This window comes from Streptomyces sp. NPDC079020 (genome assembly GCF_044542225.1).
GTDB lineage: Bacteria > Actinomycetota > Actinomycetes > Streptomycetales > Streptomycetaceae > Streptomyces.
In genome coordinates this window covers 179,035-197,775 of sequence record NZ_JBITUB010000014.1, presented here as the reverse complement: position 1 = coordinate 197,775, position 18,741 = coordinate 179,035, and the positions used below count along the sequence as shown (strand labels likewise).

The 18,741-nt window shown below is 69.8% G+C and carries 14 protein-coding genes; 5 read left to right on the top strand and 9 right to left on the bottom strand.

The genetic code is table 11. The features are described from left to right. Window positions 1-116: 116 nt before the first annotated feature. Together ACIGJO_RS27280 and ACIGJO_RS27275 are read left to right on the top strand one after the other, a co-directional pair. Complete coding sequence (locus tag ACIGJO_RS27280) at window positions 117-1,115, top strand: LodA/GoxA family CTQ-dependent oxidase (RefSeq protein WP_399962468.1); 999 nt, start codon at window positions 117-119, stop codon at window positions 1,113-1,115. Next, on the top strand, window positions 1,112-2,272 hold the full coding sequence (locus tag ACIGJO_RS27275) for an FAD-dependent monooxygenase (protein ID WP_399962429.1): 1,161 nt from the start codon (window positions 1,112-1,114) through the stop codon (window positions 2,270-2,272). The genes ACIGJO_RS27280 and ACIGJO_RS27275 overlap by 4 nt, the downstream gene beginning before the upstream one ends. A 109-nt stretch (window positions 2,273-2,381) precedes the next feature. Here ACIGJO_RS27275 and ACIGJO_RS27270 read toward each other — a convergent pair whose 3' ends face one another. Then, window positions 2,382-2,849 carry a GNAT family N-acetyltransferase gene (locus tag ACIGJO_RS27270; protein ID WP_399962427.1) on the bottom strand — a complete coding sequence of 156 codons (468 nt, stop codon included), beginning with the start codon at window positions 2,847-2,849 and terminating at the stop codon, window positions 2,382-2,384. Between the two features lie 118 nt (window positions 2,850-2,967). Beyond that, the gene (locus tag ACIGJO_RS27265; RefSeq protein WP_399962425.1) at window positions 2,968-4,146 is read right to left on the bottom strand and encodes a methyltransferase; all 1,179 of its coding nucleotides are present in this window, start codon (window positions 4,144-4,146) and stop codon (window positions 2,968-2,970) included. 425 nt (window positions 4,147-4,571) lie between these two features. Between ACIGJO_RS27265 and ACIGJO_RS27260 the strand changes: the two genes are divergently transcribed. After that, window positions 4,572-5,207 (top strand): hypothetical protein, encoded by a 636-nt coding sequence (locus ACIGJO_RS27260; protein ID WP_399962423.1) that lies wholly within the window; start codon window positions 4,572-4,574, stop codon window positions 5,205-5,207. A 254-nt stretch (window positions 5,208-5,461) separates the two neighbouring features. On the opposite strand, the gene ACIGJO_RS27255 is transcribed toward ACIGJO_RS27260, so the two are convergent. Both ACIGJO_RS27255 and ACIGJO_RS27250 read right to left on the bottom strand, forming a co-directional pair. Next, window positions 5,462-6,376: an MBL fold metallo-hydrolase gene (locus ACIGJO_RS27255; protein WP_399962420.1), complete on the bottom strand. Its 915-nt coding sequence runs from the start codon at window positions 6,374-6,376 to the stop codon at window positions 5,462-5,464. A gap of 277 nt (window positions 6,377-6,653) precedes the next feature. Continuing rightward, window positions 6,654-7,556, bottom strand: coding sequence for a helix-turn-helix domain-containing protein (locus ACIGJO_RS27250; RefSeq protein ID WP_399962418.1), 903 nt, complete (start codon window positions 7,554-7,556; stop codon window positions 6,654-6,656). A gap of 487 nt (window positions 7,557-8,043) precedes the next feature. On the opposite strand from ACIGJO_RS27250, the gene ACIGJO_RS27245 reads away from it, so the two are divergent. Beyond that, window positions 8,044-8,823 carry a DUF6801 domain-containing protein gene (locus ACIGJO_RS27245; RefSeq protein WP_399962416.1) on the top strand — a complete coding sequence of 260 codons (780 nt, stop codon included), beginning with the start codon at window positions 8,044-8,046 and terminating at the stop codon, window positions 8,821-8,823. Window positions 8,824-9,135: 312 nt separating this feature from the next. Then, complete coding sequence (locus ACIGJO_RS27240) at window positions 9,136-11,331, top strand: NACHT domain-containing protein (protein ID WP_399962414.1); 2,196 nt, start codon at window positions 9,136-9,138, stop codon at window positions 11,329-11,331. Window positions 11,332-11,525: 194 nt separating this feature from the next. Here the strand turns inward: ACIGJO_RS27240 and ACIGJO_RS27235 are convergent, their stop codons facing one another. The 5 genes from ACIGJO_RS27235 to ACIGJO_RS27215 form a co-directional block, all read right to left on the bottom strand. Continuing rightward, window positions 11,526-12,098, bottom strand: coding sequence for a L,D-transpeptidase family protein (locus tag ACIGJO_RS27235; RefSeq protein ID WP_399962412.1), 573 nt, complete (start codon window positions 12,096-12,098; stop codon window positions 11,526-11,528). Between the two features lie 90 nt (window positions 12,099-12,188). Further along, complete coding sequence (locus ACIGJO_RS27230; protein ID WP_399962409.1) at window positions 12,189-12,539, bottom strand: hypothetical protein; 351 nt, start codon at window positions 12,537-12,539, stop codon at window positions 12,189-12,191. Between the two features lie 292 nt (window positions 12,540-12,831). Next, a complete protein-coding gene (locus ACIGJO_RS27225) occupies window positions 12,832-13,878 on the bottom strand; it encodes a peptidoglycan-binding protein (RefSeq protein ID WP_399962407.1) in 1,047 nt (348 codons plus the stop codon). A gap of 605 nt (window positions 13,879-14,483) precedes the next feature. After that, window positions 14,484-16,550 (bottom strand): discoidin domain-containing protein, encoded by a 2,067-nt coding sequence (locus tag ACIGJO_RS27220; RefSeq protein WP_399962405.1) that lies wholly within the window; start codon window positions 16,548-16,550, stop codon window positions 14,484-14,486. A gap of 291 nt (window positions 16,551-16,841) precedes the next feature. Next, window positions 16,842-18,464 carry an FAD-dependent oxidoreductase gene (locus ACIGJO_RS27215; RefSeq protein ID WP_399962403.1) on the bottom strand — a complete coding sequence of 541 codons (1,623 nt, stop codon included), beginning with the start codon at window positions 18,462-18,464 and terminating at the stop codon, window positions 16,842-16,844. Window positions 18,465-18,741 lie beyond the last annotated feature (277 nt).

Genomic DNA, 18,741 nt, shown 5'->3' with positions numbered 1-18,741 from the left:
TCGCGTCCGAGTTCGGATGGCGTGCCCCGAACGACTTCTCCTCACCGCACGTCCTCGACACGCTCGGCAGCAGCAAATCCCAGTACCGGGACCTGCGGCAGCGTGTCTATTACTCCATGCGCAACTACAAGCGCGACGGCATCTCGCCGATTCCCTGGCCCTGGCTCTACGGGGATGCCATGTCCAGTCACCCGAAGTCCCCCTTGCAGCACGGCGTACTCACACAGACGCAGGAGAAACTGCTCGAACTGTGGGTGGAGGGAAAGTTCGACGACACCACGCTCTACACACCCCGGCCGGAACTCGATCTGGCACCCCTGGCCCTGCAACCCGGACTGCTCGACCGGGCGGCGCTGGACTACTGCCTCGCCGACGCCTTCCATCCGGGCTGCGAGGTCACCTGGCCCATCCGCCACCTCACCCTCTACCAGGAGCCCTTCCGCATCCTGCACCGTACCGACGGCCAGGACCCGGACTACGGGCCCTACCTCACGCCCGACAAGGCGCTGGCCGACAACGGTCCGCTGCACGCCCAGGGTCCGGGCGACCTCACCCGCTGGATGGGACTCCCCTGGCAGACCGACACCGCGAGCTGCCGTTCCGGCTACGAACTCGCGGCCAACATCGGCCCCCGCTACAGCCCCTACCTCCCGTCCTTCTGGCCCGCCCGGGTACCCAACCAGGTACTGAAGGAAGAGGACTTCAACGTCGTCAACGACAAGAACGGCAACGACGACCAGCGCGAGCAGGCATTCGCCCGGCGCGCGGTCTGGCACCGTTTCCTGGACCGGGACAAACTGAAGGGCCTGCAGAACATGGTCGACTGGTGGGTCAAGTTCGGCATCGTCGAGACCCACCCGTACACGGCCGGGGACAAGAAGTTCCCCGAACACATCCTGGCTGAGTCCACACCCGGCCTCCCCAAGGTCAACGACCGCCGGAACCTGGTCAACGTCCACGTCCCCGAAGCCGGCCCCGCCGCGCTCGACGCGGCAGTGCGCACCGACGTGAACCAGCAGGCTGTCGACGAGGTCACCCGGAACACGGCATTCGATCCCGAGGAGATCTCGGCAGGCTACATCGCCAACGTCGACCCCTTCCGGGACAGCGGATGACCACCGCGGCGGCCGCCGGGCGCTGCCCGGACCACCGGGGTCACTACGATGCCGTGGTCGCGGGCGGCGGCCCGTCCGGCGCCGCCGCGGCCATCACGCTGGCCCGGGCCGGACGCAGCGTCCTGCTCGCCGACGCGCACACCGGGCCGCCGAAGACCAGCGAATCCCTCGCACCGGCAGCCCGAATGCTGTTGCACGACCTCGGCATCGACCCCCGCGCACTCGACCACGACCACCGCCCGTGCCACGGCACCCTCTCCGCCTGGGGATCGCCCCGGGCGCAACAGACCGACTTCATCAATGACCCCCACGGCCACGGCTGGCACCTCGACCGGCCCGCCTTCGACAGCATGCTGCGCTCCCACGCCCTCGCCCACGGCGCGCGGGTCGCCGAGCACACCACCGCGGGACGACCGGCTCGCCTGCCCGACGGCGGCTGGCAGGTCGCGCTGTCCACCCACGGCGCGTCCTGCACCGTTCACTGCCGCTGGCTGATCGACGCCACCGGCCGGCGCGCCCGCATCGCCATGCACTGCGGAGCCGTACGCCACCGCTACGACCGGCTCGTCGCCGTCCACCTCCGGCTCGCCCACGACCCACACGACAGCGAGAGCCGTTCCGTGGTCGAATCCGCGCCCGACGGATGGTGGTACACCGCCCCCTGCCTCCCCACCGGCCGCCTCGTCGCCTACTTCACCGACACCGACCTCACCCCACCCGCCCTCACCACCCCAAGAGTCTTTCTCGACCTGCTCGCCACCGCCCCGCACATCGCCGCCCGTGCCCAGGGCCGCCCGCCCCGCCCCGGAGACGTGCCGCGCCGCTGCGCCGCCCACACCGCCCGGCTGGAACCGGCGGCGGGAGAGGGGTGGATCGCCGTGGGCGACGCCGCGACCGCCTACGACCCGGTCTCCTCCCAGGGCCTCCTCACCGCCCTCTACACCGGCAAGTGCGCCGGCGAGGCCGTGGACGCCCGCCTCGGGGGCCGGTACGACGCGACCGGCACCTACACGGCACGGCTGCACGAGACCTTCGACGGCTATCTCCTCGGCCACCGGACGGTCCACTCCTGGGAGAAACGCTGGGCCACCCACCCCTTCTGGGACCGCCGACAACACCCGCCCCGGCCGGCCACGGCAACGGCCCGGCGCCTCTGACCGGAGCACCCGGCCCCCGCTCGGCCCACCGGCCGGCGAACAGGGCCTCGCCCGCCGGCCGCCGGGCGGCCATCGCCGGAAGGCGGCCCCGCACCGAGGCCCGGAACCGCTACAGGGCCAGGCGCAGCACCCGCTCGTGGTCGAACATCTCCCCGGTCTCGGTGAAGCCGTACCGCAGATAGAAGCCCCACGGCGATCCTTCCCCCGGCACGACGCTGGTCACCAGCTCCCGCGCGCCCGGTCGAGACCTCAGGTGCGCGACCACCGCGTCCAACGCCGCCCGCCCGTTCCCGCGGCCCTGGAACCGACCGTCGATCAGCATCCGCCACAGGTAGAACGGCCAGGGAACGTCCGGGTTGCCCTCGGCCACGCCGTCAGCGAGCATCACGAACCCCACCGGTCGCTCGCCGGCGTAGACCGCTCGCGGCCAGGGCACGAGTTCCGGGTGCTCGGCGGCGTCGCGCAGCGAGCGGGCCACACCGTCGACGAAGCCCTCCTGACCGGCAGCCACCCGCAGGGCCAGCACCGCAGGGCGGTTGAGGTCGGTGGTCGCGCGGAGAGTGACGGGCTCGGACATCCGGCCATCCTTGCCCAAGCGCTGCCTCCCGGCCAACAGCCTTTCCCGCCACGGCGTGTGGCGGGGCGGGCCTGGTGACACAGTTCTCACGTCGCGGGAAGCCGACCGCCACCGGCGCTCACCGAGGCGTACGCCCAAAAGGTGTCAGCGGGTGGTCCGGGGAGTCGAGCCACAGGGTGTGTCGGCCGTCGCCGTGCACAGTCAGCCCGTGACGGCCGACGCCGGGGCGGCCGTTGCTCTCCCAGGCCGCGTAGGCCGCAGTGATCTCGGTCCACAGGTGGCGGGGTCCTGCTTGGGTGAGGGTGAACTCCGTGGTGTGGGTGCCGTCGAAGTCGACGGTCGCCCACGAGGTGCTGGTCCTGTCCCCGACACGGAGGCGTACGGGAACGTGTTCGCCGGTGGTGTCCCAGGAGAAGAACGCGCCGGGCACGGTGAGTCCGATGTGGAACTCGGCGTCCAGATCCCCGCCCGCCACCGCCCATGGCGAGACCTCCGTCACCGACCTCACCTCCGGCACCGGGTCCGGGACCGGGGCCGGCCGGCCCCGGTCCCCGTTCGGAGGCGGCTCTTCGACGCTGGGGCGCATGGGCATGAAGGAGGCAAAGTCATGGAACCGGCCCTCCGCGGTACCGCTCGCGCCGATGGTGAGAGCGAGGGTGCCGTAGCAGCACCAGGACGACGTCCACGGCGTCACGATCCGGCCGCCCGGCATGGTTTGGGTGAGCCAGGCGGGTGGCACCCGGTCGACGGAGAACGTGGCCAGTACCCGCGCGTACGGCGCCGAGTCCGGCCAGCCCTTCCCTGCGTCCCCCCGCACGACGGCGGGGGCGTACCCGGTGGCCTTCAGGTTCCGCTCGCCCTGTTCGGCCAGTACCGGGTCCAGCTCCACCGTGGTGACGGCTCCCGACCCGAGCAACGCACACAGCAGCGCCGCGTTGAAGCCGGCGCCTGTGCCCAACTCGATGACTTTGAAGGGCTGTTGCTCGTTCCTCGCGGGGGTGATGACCTTGGCGAGCCGGAGCATGCGCAGCACCATCGAGGGCATCGACGCCGAAGAGGAGGGCAGGCCGTCGGTGAACTGGGTGACCAGGGTCTGGTCCTCGTACGCCGCGGCCATCCACTGCTCCGGATCTGTCACCCGGTCGATGGGCCGGTACCCTCCCCGGCCGTCGCGCACCCACACCGTCTCGGGCAGGAACCGGTGACGGGGCACCTCCCGCAGTGCCACGGCCAGTTCTTCGGACACGGGGTGTCCGAACTGCTCAGCGATCTCCGCGAGCAGCCTCTGCGTGTTCACCGCTCGGGACGGTGCGTTCACCGCGGGCTACTTCGTGGCCGAGGCAGGAGGTGGCGAAGGCGGGGGTGGAGGTGGAGGTACGGGGCGGTTCGGCTGGTGTCCGTCATCCCCGATCGGGGACCGGTGCTTGGCGGCCACGACGTCCACGGGACGTCTCCTTCCTCTTGCCGGGCTTCAGGGTAGAGCACCGGGGCCGGTCAGCGGCAGAGCGCCTGCGGGCCCCTCGCCCGTACCCGGCACGCGGTCTCGGCCGGCGGCAGAAAGCCCGGCGCCCGGCAAGAACGTTCCGCCCGCCAGGAGATCCGATACTGCGCGGACGCGCCGTGAGCCGTACCGAAATCGCCGCCGTGATTCGACGTGCCATCGTTGGGTGGTGGGTACGGCTACTCATGCGTCGCGCTTCGCTGACGTTTAGCGTTGCATGCATGTTCAAGATCCCTGTGCGCAGAGCCCTGGTCTCCGGGCGGCCTGCCCTGTATGCCGTCGGCGGGCTCGTCGTGACCGGGCTGCTCGTCGCTGCCGCGGTGGCGGGGAGGGCCGTATGGAACGGCACTCCGTATCCTTCGGCCGACCCCGACGCGGTCGCGCAACGGCTCCAGAGCAGGTCCGACCGGGTGTACGAGGGCTTCGCGCTGCCCGACACGTACACCGCGGAGTCGAGCAGGGTCGATACCGGCGCCTGCTACTACCGCGGGCTGAGGAGCATCGCCCACATCGACGAGGCACGAAGCGACGTCCGCAGCTTCGGACTCGATTGGAGCGTGGCCGATGTTCCCGAAGCCACCGCGCTGGAGGCGCAGCGGCGCGTGCGCCAACAGCTGCTGCGGCAGGGGTGGAAACTCACCCACGAAGGCGACCGCGCGGGCTCCACTTTCCGCGAACTGGGCTTCCGATTCGAGGACCCGGAGGGTGGCGACCAGGTCGACGTGCAGTGGAACGACTCGACCACGACTCTGTTCATCAGTGTCTACGCCCCCTGTGGGCGGGTGCCAGACACCTTCGAGGAGTACGACTGGCCCGAAGGGGTCTGGCACCCGAAAAAGCCGGCCTCGGAGCTTTGAAGTCCCCCTCGCCCCCCGGCGAGGACACCCTGAACACGGTGATGGCCGGCTTCAGGAACGGGTGGGCTCCGTCCGGCATCACCCCTGGGTGGCAGGCTGCAGCGCCCGGCCTGGTGGACACATCCAGTCCCGGAGCGGTGCCCACAGCGAGGGCAAGTGGGCACCGCTCCACCCTGTTCACTCGACCACCAGGGCGACGTATCAGGACCGGCCTCTCACGCACTGCTCACGCGTCGGGCCCGGCCGGAGTGCGGTCAGTAGTCCCAGACGGTCGGTACGAAACGGAAGGCGTTGCCGGCGGCCGCCACACGACAGACGGACGGGAACGGCAGGTGAGTGGCCACCAATTGCTCGCCGCTCGCCGCCAGCTCCGTCAGGAGACGGGTCCTGATGCGGGCTGATTCCTCGGGGTCGTGATCGAAGCCGTTGTGCCACTCGGGTTTGTCGAACCCGCACTGGAACACGGCATCGCCCGCGAACATCAGCCGGTCGCCACCGGACTCCAGGCGGACGATGCTGTGGCCGGGGGTGTGGCCGCCGGTGCGACAGATCCTTACTCCCGGCGCCACCTCGTACTCCTTCTCGAACGGCCGCAACTGGCTGCGGTACACGTCCAGGAACCTTGAGGCGGTCGTGCGAAGCACGTCCGGCACCGGGGCCGGCATGTCGGTGCGGGAGAAGTCGGGCGCTGCCCAGAACTCGGCCTCGGCGGACGCCAGGTGGACCCGCAGGTCCGGGCGCAGCCGGCCCCGCAGCCCGTCGACGAGGAGCCCGCCGATGTGGTCCATGTGCAAGTGGGTGAGCACCACGTCGGTCACGGATGCGGGATCGATCCCGGCGGCGTCCAGTCGCATGGCCAACTGCCCGGCCCGTGGGAAGCCCGGAAACTCTGTCCCCAGCCCGGAATCGATCAGGACGGTCCGGCCACCGCTGCGCACCACGGCCACATTCAGTGGCCAGTCGAGCACCTCCCGCGGCAGGAACATGTCACTGAGCCAGGCTTCCAGGTCGGCCGGGGCGGCGTTGGTGGCCAGCGTCGCCGGGGAAATCGGAAGCACCCCGTCGCTGATCACCATCACGTCGATGTCGCCGACCTTCAGCGCGTAGCGCGACGGAACCAATTCGTCATACCCCGGCGCATCGGGGCGTGCGATGTTGACCCGGCTCATATTGTTCTCCTCTTGAAGGGTGTTGACCGAAGACATCGACGGCGCCATGGGAATCACCGTTCAGTCATCCCTTAGGACCGGACGGCAGCTCGATGTGTGACAGCCGCCCCGCTCCCTCGCCCTGCCTCGGCCGGCCGATCAGTCGTGGATCGTTCGGTGCTCGGGGCAGGAGTTCTGCCCCGAGCACCGGGAATCCTCGGAGCGGTCGGAACCCACGAGTTCTCCCACGCCTGGCCGTTCAACGCCCCGACCGGTTCGGCCGGAAGGCTGACGGCCGTCAATCAACTGCGGCGCATATCGCCGACGGACTGGAGCTCGCGCGCCGCATCTCGCGGGGGCATACCCCGAAGCGCTGTCGGAATGCCGTGCTGAGCGCGCTTGAAGAGGAGAATCCCGACGCGTACGCCAGCTCGGTGATCGTCATGTGCCGGTACGCGGGTCCCCGCAGTCGGTCCCGTACCAGCCGCAGCCGTTCCTCGCGGATCAGCTCGCGGGGAGTCGTCCCGCCATGCTGCAGGGCCAGCTGCACCTGGCGCAGCGACCAGCCCAGCGCCTGTGCCGCGCTGACGCCGGTCAGATCGGGGTCGGCCGCGTGCTCGCGGATGTACCGGCGGACGACCGTCTCCACATCGGCCAGATGGCCCGGGGCCGTGGGGCGGTCCTCGCCGGCGGCGAGCAGGCACAGCAGCTCGACCAGCCGGTCCGACACCGCGTCGAACTGGCCGCTGGTGAGGGTGTCTCGCTCCTCGTGCAGACCGGTCAGCATGTCGCCCAGCACCCGGCCCAGGCCGGAGGTCAGATCGAGGCCCGCGGTGAGCGGCGACGACCGGTTCAATCGTCCGTTCACCTCCTGAGCGGCGATCGACATGATGAGTGCCCGCGTGGAGGTTTCCTGCAGGAGCTCGAACGGTTTGGCGAACGAGACAAGGCATCCGGAACCCAGGGCCAGCCGTAGCTCCTGGTCGCCCTGTCGCAGCACCATCTCCCCGGCGACCGGCAGCAGCAAGCGGTAGTCCTCGTCCGGATCGTGCCGCACCTGGCCCGCGGTCCGGGTGTACTTGATCGTGTCCGACCAGAACATGACGAGTTGGTGGGTGCCGGTGCACTGACGGATCGTCCCCGCACGAAAGTCGTCGGTGCGCGGGTAGCTGTAGCCCATCCGGCCTTGATACGACGTCACGTGCTCGCTCCAGAAGTCGGTGCGCTCACGCGATGTCACGTCCCGGGTTGTCGACGAATCCACAACGTACGTTTCCAAGGCCATCGAAGACACCCCTCACCGCAAGCCTTCTCGAAGTGTGCGTACCCAGAATCGGCTCTCGCGCCACCGCATCAAGCGTTGCGCACAGCGACAAATTTCTTACGCACAGGCACAATTCCCGGCGCGCCATCCAGTCCTACGGTCGGTCACAGGATCCGCTGTGCGCCAGGGCAGGGCGGGTCCCCGCCCGACTGCGGTGGGACAGGCTCCACAGCCGTCCCGTCCGGGGAGGAACCCGTGGGCCTTGTCCAGAGGCCCTTGCGCCTGGCTGAGGATCACGATGGCAAGTGACAAGCCGATCCGGAACCCGCGTGCGCGGCACAGGGCGTCCCGTGCCGCCCCGATTCGTCCCGTGGCCCGCAGGGCCTTGGGACTGGCGATGGCGACGGGGGCTGCCGGAGCAAGCGTGGGAGTCTTCGGAGCCGGACCCGCGGCCGCGGAGCCGGTATCGCTCGAACTGCGGTACGTATGCTCGGTTCCGGTGCTCCCCGACCGGTCAGGCACGGTGGAGATCGACTCGGATGTCCCGAAGTCGGCTGCGGTCGGCAAGCCCACCTCGAAATTCGTCATCCGTGCGGCGGTGCCGGTGAACGCGGCCGACACGAAGGGGCTGCGCAGGGCCGGTATCAAGATCATCGAGGGCACGGTGGAAACCAAGGTCCGTGTGACAGCGCCGGAGGGCGACACCAACCTCAAAGTGCCGTTCCACGTGGCCAGGACCAAGGTCCCGGAGAGCGGACCGTTCTCTGTCAGGGCGACCGGTGTCGCGCCGAGTCTCACCTTCGGCCAACCGGGCAGGGCGAAGATCTCCGTCGGTGACCTCGTCATGCGCGTCACCGCGAGTGGCGGCATGACCATCGAACTCGACGTGCCGTGCAGGCTGGACACCGGACAGAACAACACCGTGGCATCGCTCGACATCACCGGGCCGGGAACGACGACCGGCCCGACCCCGTCCAAGGTGCCGGATACGGCCGCCTCCGGCACCACTGTGCCGGTGCCGCAGCAGCCGGGCGAAAGTGCGAGGGCCGGTGCGACCACGGAAAGCCCGGCCGGATCCTCCGGCCATCTGGCCACCACTGGCAGTCAGGGCATCACGGGTCTGATTCCGTTGGTCGCGGGAACTGTTGTCCTGGGCACCCTTGTCGTGGCCGCCGCCTTCCGCTTCCGCTCACACCGAAAGTGACCAGGCGGAACCCTGCCATCCCCGAACGAGGATGAGAGAAACCCGGGATCCGACACAGACGATGAGGAGTGCCGCGGTGGCCTGCCGGGAAAGCTCACCCCGTGCAGTCCGCCGAGCCGGGCAGTCCGACGCGCAGCCCGTGAGAGGGGCCCACCAGCTGCCGGGACGCGCGAGCCGAAGCCGACGCGGGAAGAGGTGGACCTCCCGGGGGCCAGGTGCCCCGAGGGGGTCGGGGTGCCGGGGCAACGGACCCGTGAACACGCTGCGGCGTTCCGTTTCCTGAACGACGCAGCCAATGGTGAGGGCAGGCACATGGGAACGGCATGTCGCACACCCTGGGGATGGCTGGCGCTCGCCGTGGTGGCCGTGGGGGTGGCGGTCACCATTGCCATTCGGGCGGGAACCGGTGATGTGGACCCGGGTGGGTTGGCGTTGGGGCTGGTCAGCCTGCTATTGGCGATAGCGGGCCTGTACCAGTCGACGCTCTCCCCCGCCTCGCAGGACTCCGACACCGCCGGACTCGCCGACCGCCTCGCCGACCACATCAGGGAACGCGAAGAGGAAGCCCGCCGGAGACTCCTCGGCGGCAGTGACCGCACCATCAACGTCGGGTTCGCCTTCCGCTCCTCCCCCGCCCAGCACACCACAGGCTCGGCACCCCGGGGCACGTTGGAGGACGTTGTCACCTACTACCGTGATCTCCGGCTCGGCCGCCTCGTCATCACCGGCGCGCCCGGAGCCGGAAAAACCGTACTCGCCCTCCACCTCATGCTGCTCCTCCTCGCCGACCGAGCGCCGGGCGACCGCGTTCCCGTACGCCTGTCGTTGTCCACCTTCGACCCCCACCGGCACAAGCTCGACGTCTGGCTCGCCGACCAGCTCACCCGTAGCTATCAGCTGCGCCCCGCCGCGGCGGCCGCCCTTGTCACCGCACGGCTGATCCTCCCGGTACTCGACGGGCTCGACGAAATGGACGGCAGTGAGGCTCCGGCGGGAGACTCCCGTGCCGCGGCCGCTCTGGAGGCCATGAACAGCTACCTCCATGGCACCACCAAGGGCCAGCTCGTTCTCACCTGCCGCAGCACCGCCTACGACGCTCTCGAAGGTGCGAATCTGTGGGCGGAGGACGCCTCCCGGATCGACATCGCCCCGGTCACCGCGGCCGCGACCGAGGCGTTCGTCACCGCCCGCGCCCGCAGACCGGCCCGCTGGGAACCCGTCCTCGACGCACTCCACGCCGCCCGGTCCGGTCCGCTGGCTCAGGGCCTGTCCACACCCTGGCGACTGACCATAGCCCTCGCCGTCTACGACGAACGTCACCCCGACGGCAGCTGGGTCCGTGACCCCTCGGATCTCCTCGAACTCACCCCGCAGACTCCCGGGCAGATCCGGGACCACCTGCTGAATCTGTTCGTTCTCGCCGCTTCCTCCACGGGCGGCACGACAGCGCCCTACACCCGGCTGCAGGTACACACCTGGCTGACAGTCCTCGCCGGCTATCTGCACACCAACACCATCAGCCCCCGCGAAGTGGCCGGACGGCACTTATCGGGCACCGACCTCGTACTCCATGAACTGTGGGCGCTCACCGGCCATCGCCGCGCACGCACCGTCCACATCCTCATGACCATCGCGGTGTGGGCCACCATCGACGTGCCCGCCGTCCTGCTCGACACCTGGCAGGTGTACGCAACGAACGTGACCCTCATGGTGATCGCCGGTCTTCTCCTGGGAATCCCGCCCTGGCCCGTACCGTCCCGGCTGGAACGGGTATCCGCCGGAACCCGTGCCGCGAGACACCAGCTCGTGAACGGGCTTGTGGGCGGGCTCTTCTGGGGTGGGCTCATCGTCGTGGCAGACATGGGGAATGTCGTCGGGCCAGTGCTCGGGCTCGTATACGGAGCGGTGGTAGGGCTCGCCGGTGGAGCGATGGTCGGAGCCGGGCTGGCCGGTGTGCTCTCGGACGCACCCGAAGTCCGCAAGTCGCGCGGAAACGCATCGCCGCGCGGCTTGGTTCGGGACGACCTCGTGACCGGGTTCGCGACCGGCCTCGTGGTCGGGCTCGGGTTCGCCCCTTACTACTGGTTCACCGGCGGGCCCGTAGTCGCGCTCGGGGCAGTACTCATCTACATGCTTCTGTTCGGTCTCGGCGGCGCGCGTGCGCTCGCCCTCCTCTACAACCGCCTGTTCAGATGCGGTTACCGGGGCGCGGTCGACTTGTTGTTCATGCCCTGGCGGGTGTTCGGGCCGCTGTTCAGGACCGGCGCCGGCCCAGGCCTCGGCGCTGCCGGTGTCCGCTACATGGCTTTCCTGCTCTGCACCCGCCGCTGGTGGTCCGACCAGCCACTGCCCTGGCGCCTGGGCCGATTCCTCGACTGGTGCTGCGACGCGGGTCTGATACGCACCGCCGGGATCGCCTATCAGTTCCGCCACCGCGAACTCCAGGACTTCCTCATCCGCGGCCTGCCCAGCACGACCCGCGACACCGACCCGCTTCCGTACACATGACAACGACTCCGAAATCAGGAACGTGCGGTGGCCGGCCGCGCAGCGGCATTCCCGAAGACGGATCAGCTCTCGGCATCTCCCGGAAGGGGCGGTAGCCGTGCGACCGACAAGCGGCCCGGCGGGCACCGTTGCCGGGCGCGCCCGGCGTCGTGCTGGGGCGGCGGAGCGGTCCTTCCGCTCCGCCGCCGCGGGTGTCAGGCCACTACACGCAGGTGGGTGGGCCATCCGATGCGGTCGAGGAGCCGGAACATCTTCTTGATGTCGGTGGGGTTCAGCTTCACGCAGCCGTTGGACTTGTAGTCGCTGGAGCCGTCCCAGCGGCGGGCTTCGCTGCCTCCCTGGCTGCCGTCGCGGTTCATCTCGGAATGGATGAACATTTCCGTGCGGGTGCGGGTGCCCTTGGAGCACTTCATGTCCTGGAGGTGGACGGCGTAGCCCTTGATCAGACTGCCGTCATAGGCGGGGGTCTTGGTCTTGATCCTCCAGTTGCCGTTCGGCAGCCAGCCCCGGGCACGTGCGCAGTCGTCGGTGGTGCCGGTGCCGGATCCGGCCCGGTAGGTGGCCCAGAGCTTCGTCCCCCGGTGAACGGAGAGGCGTGAGTCGGTGGGGTCGTCCCCGTTCTTGTCGAAGACCAGGGTGACCGCGGCTGTGGGCGCCGCCATCCCGGGGGTGGGTGTCTGTGCGGCGGCGCCCGGTGCCAGGGTCAGCGTGGCCGCCATGGCTCCTGCGATCACTGTGCCGCGCAGGTGGCGTGAGGCGCGGTTCATGTGTTTCTCCTCGTTCTTCTCGTGCGGCCGCGTACGTGGTGTGGTGCGGCCGGGGGCGGACGGCGCGCGCCCGCCCCCGGGGATACAGGGTCAGGCGATGGCCAGGCGTACCTCGGCCGAGGCCGTCCGCTTGAAGGTGTACGTGAAGGAGTTACGGACGCCGGAGTTGCACGCCGTCGTTGCCTTGTACTCACCGTTGCCGGCGCTGATGCGGACCTTCGCGCACTTGCCGTCCGTGCGGGTGTCCTGGAGCCAGCCGGCCACCGTCACGTCACCGCCGGAGCAGCGCAGGCTCCAGTGGGCCGACGCGCCGTCGATGACGGGGGACGCGGAGGACGGGCAGGTGGCCGCGTTCGCCGGGCCGGCTGTGCCGAGGGCGAGCCCTGCGGCGAGGAGGGAGGTGGTCACAGCGGAGGTGAGGGTCTTGCGGACAGCGGACATGGAGGTGGCCCCTCTCGGGCGGTGTGCTGGCAGGGAACGGACCGGGACGGGACCTGGATCTCTCCGTCCGCCGGTGGGGCGGACGGTCCGGGAGTGCCGGTCGCGGAGCCAGCATCACCGCGGTGGCGGGGACGGGGGAAGGGGCTTCCGGCTCCTTGCTCAGGTGCATCGATGCGCCCTGCATGACAGGGCGCTGACCACGGGATATGCCGTGATGCGGAAGGGCCGCAGGGCCGGGGCCGATACCCCGGACGGGTGCGGCGTACTCGGGCGGGCGACGTGACGGCCGGTCTCACGCGGAGTCGGAGGGCAGCGGACCGGTGCCCCTTTGGTAGTCCGGCCTTCTGAGTGGGGGGTCCTGTTCCACCAGCAGGGCCAGCCAGGTGTCCACGTCCACCCGGCCGGTCGCGGGCAGGTGATGCCTGGACTGGAAGAACGCCACGTCCGCGGCGGTCGCCGCGGTGTACTTCCCCGACACCGTCGTGCCGCCCATACCCGCGTTGCTCAGGAGTTCCTGCACGGCGCGGACTTCGAAGGTCCTGGACCCGGGCCCTACGTCCGGGACCAGCTCCGGCCAGGTCAGCTTGCCCACCTTGCCGTCGACCGGCAGGTTCTTCTTCAGCTGGAAGTCCATGACCGCGTCCCGGGTCTCCTCCCCGATGAAGCCGTCGGCGCGGATCTTGTAGCCCAGCCCGTTCAGCAGGTACTGCAGGGCGCGGGCACGAGTGAACTGGTCCTCCACACCCATACGCATGATCGGCCACTTCCGCGGCTCCTCGGGCGTGACAGCGGCACCTTTGGCCGTGGCCGTGAGGTCCTGGGCGAAGAACTGTTCCTGGACGACCGCTCCCGCCGTGAACGTCACGGCCAGGGCCGCCGTACCCAGGAAGGGCCGTAACCACGGAACCCTGTGCCGGCCCCGGGCACCGCTGCCGTCCGCGCCGTGCTCGGCGGCCGGGGCAGGGACGGCGGTTGCCTCACTCTGCCGGGGACCAACGGGCGCGGGAATCGGCCCATTTCCGCCCGCCGCCCGTTGACGGCCGCTCTCGCGCGCCGCTTCCCGCCGCAGCGCCCGCGCCTGTTCGAGTTCCATCGCCGGGGCACGCAGCTGGGCATGCAGCGTCTCCACCACGTTCAAGGGGGCGACCGAGACGTGTCTCGGGTTCAGGTAGCGGGAGAGCGTCGTCTGGTCGACCCCCAGCCTCAGGGCCAGGGCCTGCTGCGTCGGCCGGGTACTACGGGGCGGCTTCCCGCTCTCCTCCCACCAGCGGCGCAACAGCATCGCCAGCTGTTCCCCCGCGCCATGCTCCCGCCCCTGGCCGCCCGGCTCCTGCGCCATCTCGTGCCCCTCCCGGTTGTCGTGCGAAACCGCCAGGCCTCCGCAGCACCCGCAGGTGTGCATAACAGCAGGTCAGGTCTGCGCATAACGGGATTCGTCGTTGCATCGGCCGCAGCGGCGCCGATCGTAGCGACGCTGCCGCGGGGTCCAGCACCGCCGCAGGCGAAGACATGCGGACGTTCCTCACCCTCTACGCGCCCGGAACCGTCCTCGCGATACAGCAAAGCACCCGAAAGATCGCAAAATGCCGCACCGGCCGGTGCGGCGAGGTCAACTCGCGTTCACCCGGACGAGTACACGGGCAACGCCCTCCCGGACGGACGGCCCGGCGTCACGGCATACGGCTTACGCCAAGTCCGACGGTGGGATTCGGCGGACGGCGGCCGTGCGGGCCCCTGTGGGGATGTTCCGGGATGCCCACGCCCGGGGTGCTGCTGCGGCTGGGCCGCACACGGCAGCGCGGCGCGATGCCTGCCGGGGCCGGGTGGTTCCCCTCGCTCCGCATGGCGCGCCGGGGAAGGGCCGGAAAGCCGGCCGGGGCCGGCCGGATCAGGAGAGAACTGATCCGGCCGGCCCCGGCCCTGGGCACCGCTCCACCGGTGCCGTCAGTCGCTGTAGACGCCGACCTCGTGGAGCGAGTAGCCCCACTGGGTTCCGCGCTCCAGCCCCTGGATCCGTAGGTAGCGCGCCGGGGTTCCGTCGAACCGGGCCGTGTCCAGTCCGCCGTCACCAGCCGTCGTGGACGAGGCCGTCTGCCAGTTCGTGCCGTCCGCCGACAGTTCGATCCGGTACGACTTCGCGTACGCCGCCTCCCAGTCGAGGGTGACGCGCTTGACCAGCTTCGCGGATCCTAGGTCGATGCGCAGCCATTGGTTGTCGTTCCACTCGCTGGCCCAGCGAGTGCCCTTGTCGCCGTCCACGGCCCGGTCGGGCGCGAAGCTGACGAGCGGATTCCACCATTGCGACGTGGACGCCGAGGCGGCCGCGCCCGAGGCGAGGTTCACCCCGGACTTGTGCCGCTCGGAACTCCCCCAGGTGCGGAGATACGACTCGGCGCCCGCGAAAAGGTCGTTCACGACGTCCTGACCGCCGACGATCCGGATGTCCTCGATCCAGTCGGGGACCATGCCGTAGTGCGCGGCACCACTGGTGTTGAAGTCCCAGGTGCGCTCGCCTGTGGTCTGCTTGTCGATCACCGAGCCGCCGTCCGTGCTGCGGAAGGGGTACTTCACCGGATTCGGTGTGTCGGCGCCCCGCGGGCCCGGCCAGCCGCCGACACCGTTCATGTCGGTGCCGTAGCCGTAGCCGACCCCGTACTTCTCGCGCAGCGCGTCCGTGCGCTTGGCCTCCGCGCTGAACGCCTCGGAGCCGCTCATGTACTGACCGACGAACCCGCCGAGCTTGTAGAGCCGCTCGGTCCAGCCCAGGTCCATCCAGCTGTGCGAGGAGATGATGCCCGGGTAGGACTCGGATTCGAGGATGTCGAAGGCCTGGCCCGCGGCCTTGACGCTCATGTGATCGATCTCCAGCATCATCTTGCGGTCCATCATGCCGCGCACCGCGTACTCACCCAGGTCGGTCAGCCCGCGGGTGTTGCACTGCGCGCCCGAGGCGTAAGAAGGTACGGCCACCCCCTCCGGCAGCTTCTTCTCCGCCTCCGCGGCCTTCGCGTTGCCGATGGGGTTGTCGTGCTGCGCGCCGCGGCAGGTCTCCGTCTTCCAGAAGGTGCCGGTCGACAGGAACTGGCCCACGTTGATGGCCGTTCCGAGGGCGCCGGAGTCGAAGCGCACCCCGCACAGGGCGTTGTCGAACTTGTGGCAGAGAAACATGCTGCGCACGCCCAGTTCGTGCAACTCGTCCAGGCCGCGGTCGATGTCCGCCCTGGAGCACTGCGCGACGTCCAGGATCTGCTTGCAGCCGAACGGCTCGGAGGTCTCGACGCCCAGGACGACGGCCAGCTTGCCCTGCTTGATGACCTCGCGGGCCTGCGCGCTGTCGGTGACGATGCGGAACCAGCCCTTGCCCGGACCGCCGTACATCTTGTCGATGTAGGCCTGCATGTCGTACGTCTTCCGCGCCTCAAGACGGATGGCGGTCATCTCGTCGCAGCCGCGGTCCTTGAAGAAGTAGACCGAGCAGATCACGCCGTTCGTGACCAGGTCGTTGACCAGCACCCGCTGGCCGCCGCGCCAGGCCCGCTCGATCCAGGCGTAGTAGTTCTGCTGGTGGGTGAGCGAGTCGTGGGCGGGCCAGTCCTTGAACGCCGGCCACCCGTTGGGGTCGTGCTTCCCGTCGCCGCCCTTGGTGATGAAGTCGAAAATGGCGAGCGTGCCGTCGGGGTAGTGCTCGGGGCAGTCCTTGAGCGCGTCGACGACACCTTGCTCCGAGAACGGCTTGCCGCAGATCAGCCGGCCGCCGAAGCCCTCGTTGGCCATGATGTGGTCGTGGGCGTCGACGAAGCCCCTCACACGGCCCTGGTCGTCGGTACCTTTGAACGGCTCGCCCGTTACGTTGATCTGCGAGTCGGGCGCGGGCCGCGCGGCCGGGGTCCACCAGCCGGGCTCCGCCGCGGAGCTGGGCATCGGACCGAGCAACAGGGCCATCACGGAGACGAGCAGTGACACCACTGTCAGGGATCTCAGTCTGCGGCGCGGATGTTGAACCATGTTCATCACTCACCTTGATTGGCATGTCCATTCAAGTTACTGGCGAGTTGAGAATCGCGACCACCGTCAGCAGAGTCAATACTCCGGAACGCTTCTCTTGATGAACCATCAGTTCGGACGCACTCACGCCCGACGCCGGACGGCTCCCCGGGGACGCCGCCGGTGGAGGGGATGCCGGGCCCACCCCCGCCCGCGACGAGCGCGCGGCCTGCGTGCCGGGCACACAGGCCGCCCGAGGCGAGGGTGGTGTTCATGCCCCTCCCGCGGTGGCGTACGACGCGAGGAAAGCGAGGAGGTTCAGGCGGCCCGGCCCGCGGACCAGGTTGCGTAACCGCCGTCGAGATTGGCGCTGTCCCTGCCCAGACCCGCGAGAAGACGCTGCGCGTTGTGGCCGCGCAGACCCACCTGGCAGTGGACGACGAGGTCACCCGCGGGCAGTTCGGCGACGCGCTCGCGCAGCTCGTCCAGCGGAATGTTGAGCGCGCCGGGGATCGCGCCCCGGGCGTGCTCGGCGGCCGTACGCACATCGACGACGGTGGCGCCGGCTTCGCGGGCGGCGTCCAGTTCGTGCCACTGGATGGTGCGGACCGTTCCGGTGGCCAGGTTCTCGGCGATCATCCCGGCCATGTTGACCGGGTCCTTCGCCGAGCCGTACGGGGGCGCGTAGGCGAGCTCCAGATCGGCTAGGTCAGGTGCGGTCAGTCCGCCTGCGATGGCCGTGGCGATCACGTCGATGCGCTTGTCCGCACCGTCCGCGCCGACCGCCTGCGCTCCGAGGATCCGCAGGTCGGAAGGGGCGAAGAGAACCTTGAGGGCGATCGGGGACGCACCCGGGTAGTAGCCCGCGTGCGAACCGGGGTGCAGATGGACCGCCCGGTAGGCACGGCCGGCGGCGCGCAGCCGCTTCTCGTTCCAGCCGGTGACCGCCGCGGTCAGGCCGAAGACCTGGACGACCGCGGTACCGGTGGCAGGCCGGGCCACCACCGGGCGTCCCGCGATGGCATCTGCGACGATACGGCCGTGCCGGTTGGCGAGGTTGGCCAGCGGCACCAGGGCACTCTCGCCGGTGAGCCCGTCACGCTTCTCGGAGGCGTCGCCCACCGCGTAGATGGCCGGGTCGCTGGTGAGACCCGTCTCGTCGACGACGATCCCGCCACGCGGCCCGACGGCCAGCCCGGCCCCGCGCGCCAGGCCCGTCTCGGGGCGGACACCGATCGCCATCAGGACCACATCGGCCGGTACGGTGCGCCCGTCGTCCAGGCGTACGCGGTCATCGCCGGCCTCCTTCAGCTGAGTGCCGAGCGCGAGTTCCACCCCGCCGGCACGCAGCTCCGCGGCGAGCGGCGCGGCCATCTCCGGATCGAGCGGCGGCATCACCTGGTCGGAGAGCTCGACGAGCGTCACCCGCAGGCCACGGCGCCGCAGGTTCTCCGCCGCCTCCACGCCGATGAACCCGGCACCGACCACGACGGCGGTACGCGCACCCGCGTCCAGCTCAGCGGCTATCCGATCGGCGTCCGATACATCACGTAGCGTGAAAGCCCTTTCGATTCCGGGCAGCTGGGGCACGAAGGGCCGGGCACCGGGAGAGAGCACCAGTCGGTCGTACGACTCCGCGTACTCCTCCCCGCTCGCCAGGTCCCGCACCCGCACCGTGCGCGACACCGGGTCCACGCCGATCGCCTCGCTGCGGACCCGTACGTCGAGCCGGAACCGGGCGCGCAGCGCCTCGGGCGTCTGCACCAGGAGCTTGTCCCGTTCCTCGATGACCCCGCCGAGGAAGTACGGCAGGCCGCAGTTGGCGTAGCTGACGTGAGCGCCGCGCTCCAGGACGACGATCTCCGCCCGCTCGTCCAGGCGACGTAGCCGGGTGGCCGTGGACATGCCGCCCGCCACGCCTCCGATGATGACGACCTTCACGGAAACCTCCTGGGGTGCACGCCGACGCTATACCCCCCAGGGTATCTTCGAGTCCTGAGGGTTTCGAGGGCCGAAGGTCCTGAGCCGCCGGGAACGTGTCGACGAGGCGTGCCGATGTCTGCCGACCTGCCAACGCCTGTTACGAGGGCTTGTCCGCCGGGTCGTCGCCCGTGACCGTGCCGAACTCGTACCCTTCGGCGTCCCTCACCACGGGCGCGGCATACGCATCCGCCACCTGGGCGCAAATGAATCCCGCCGGGATTCATCCTCCTTCCGA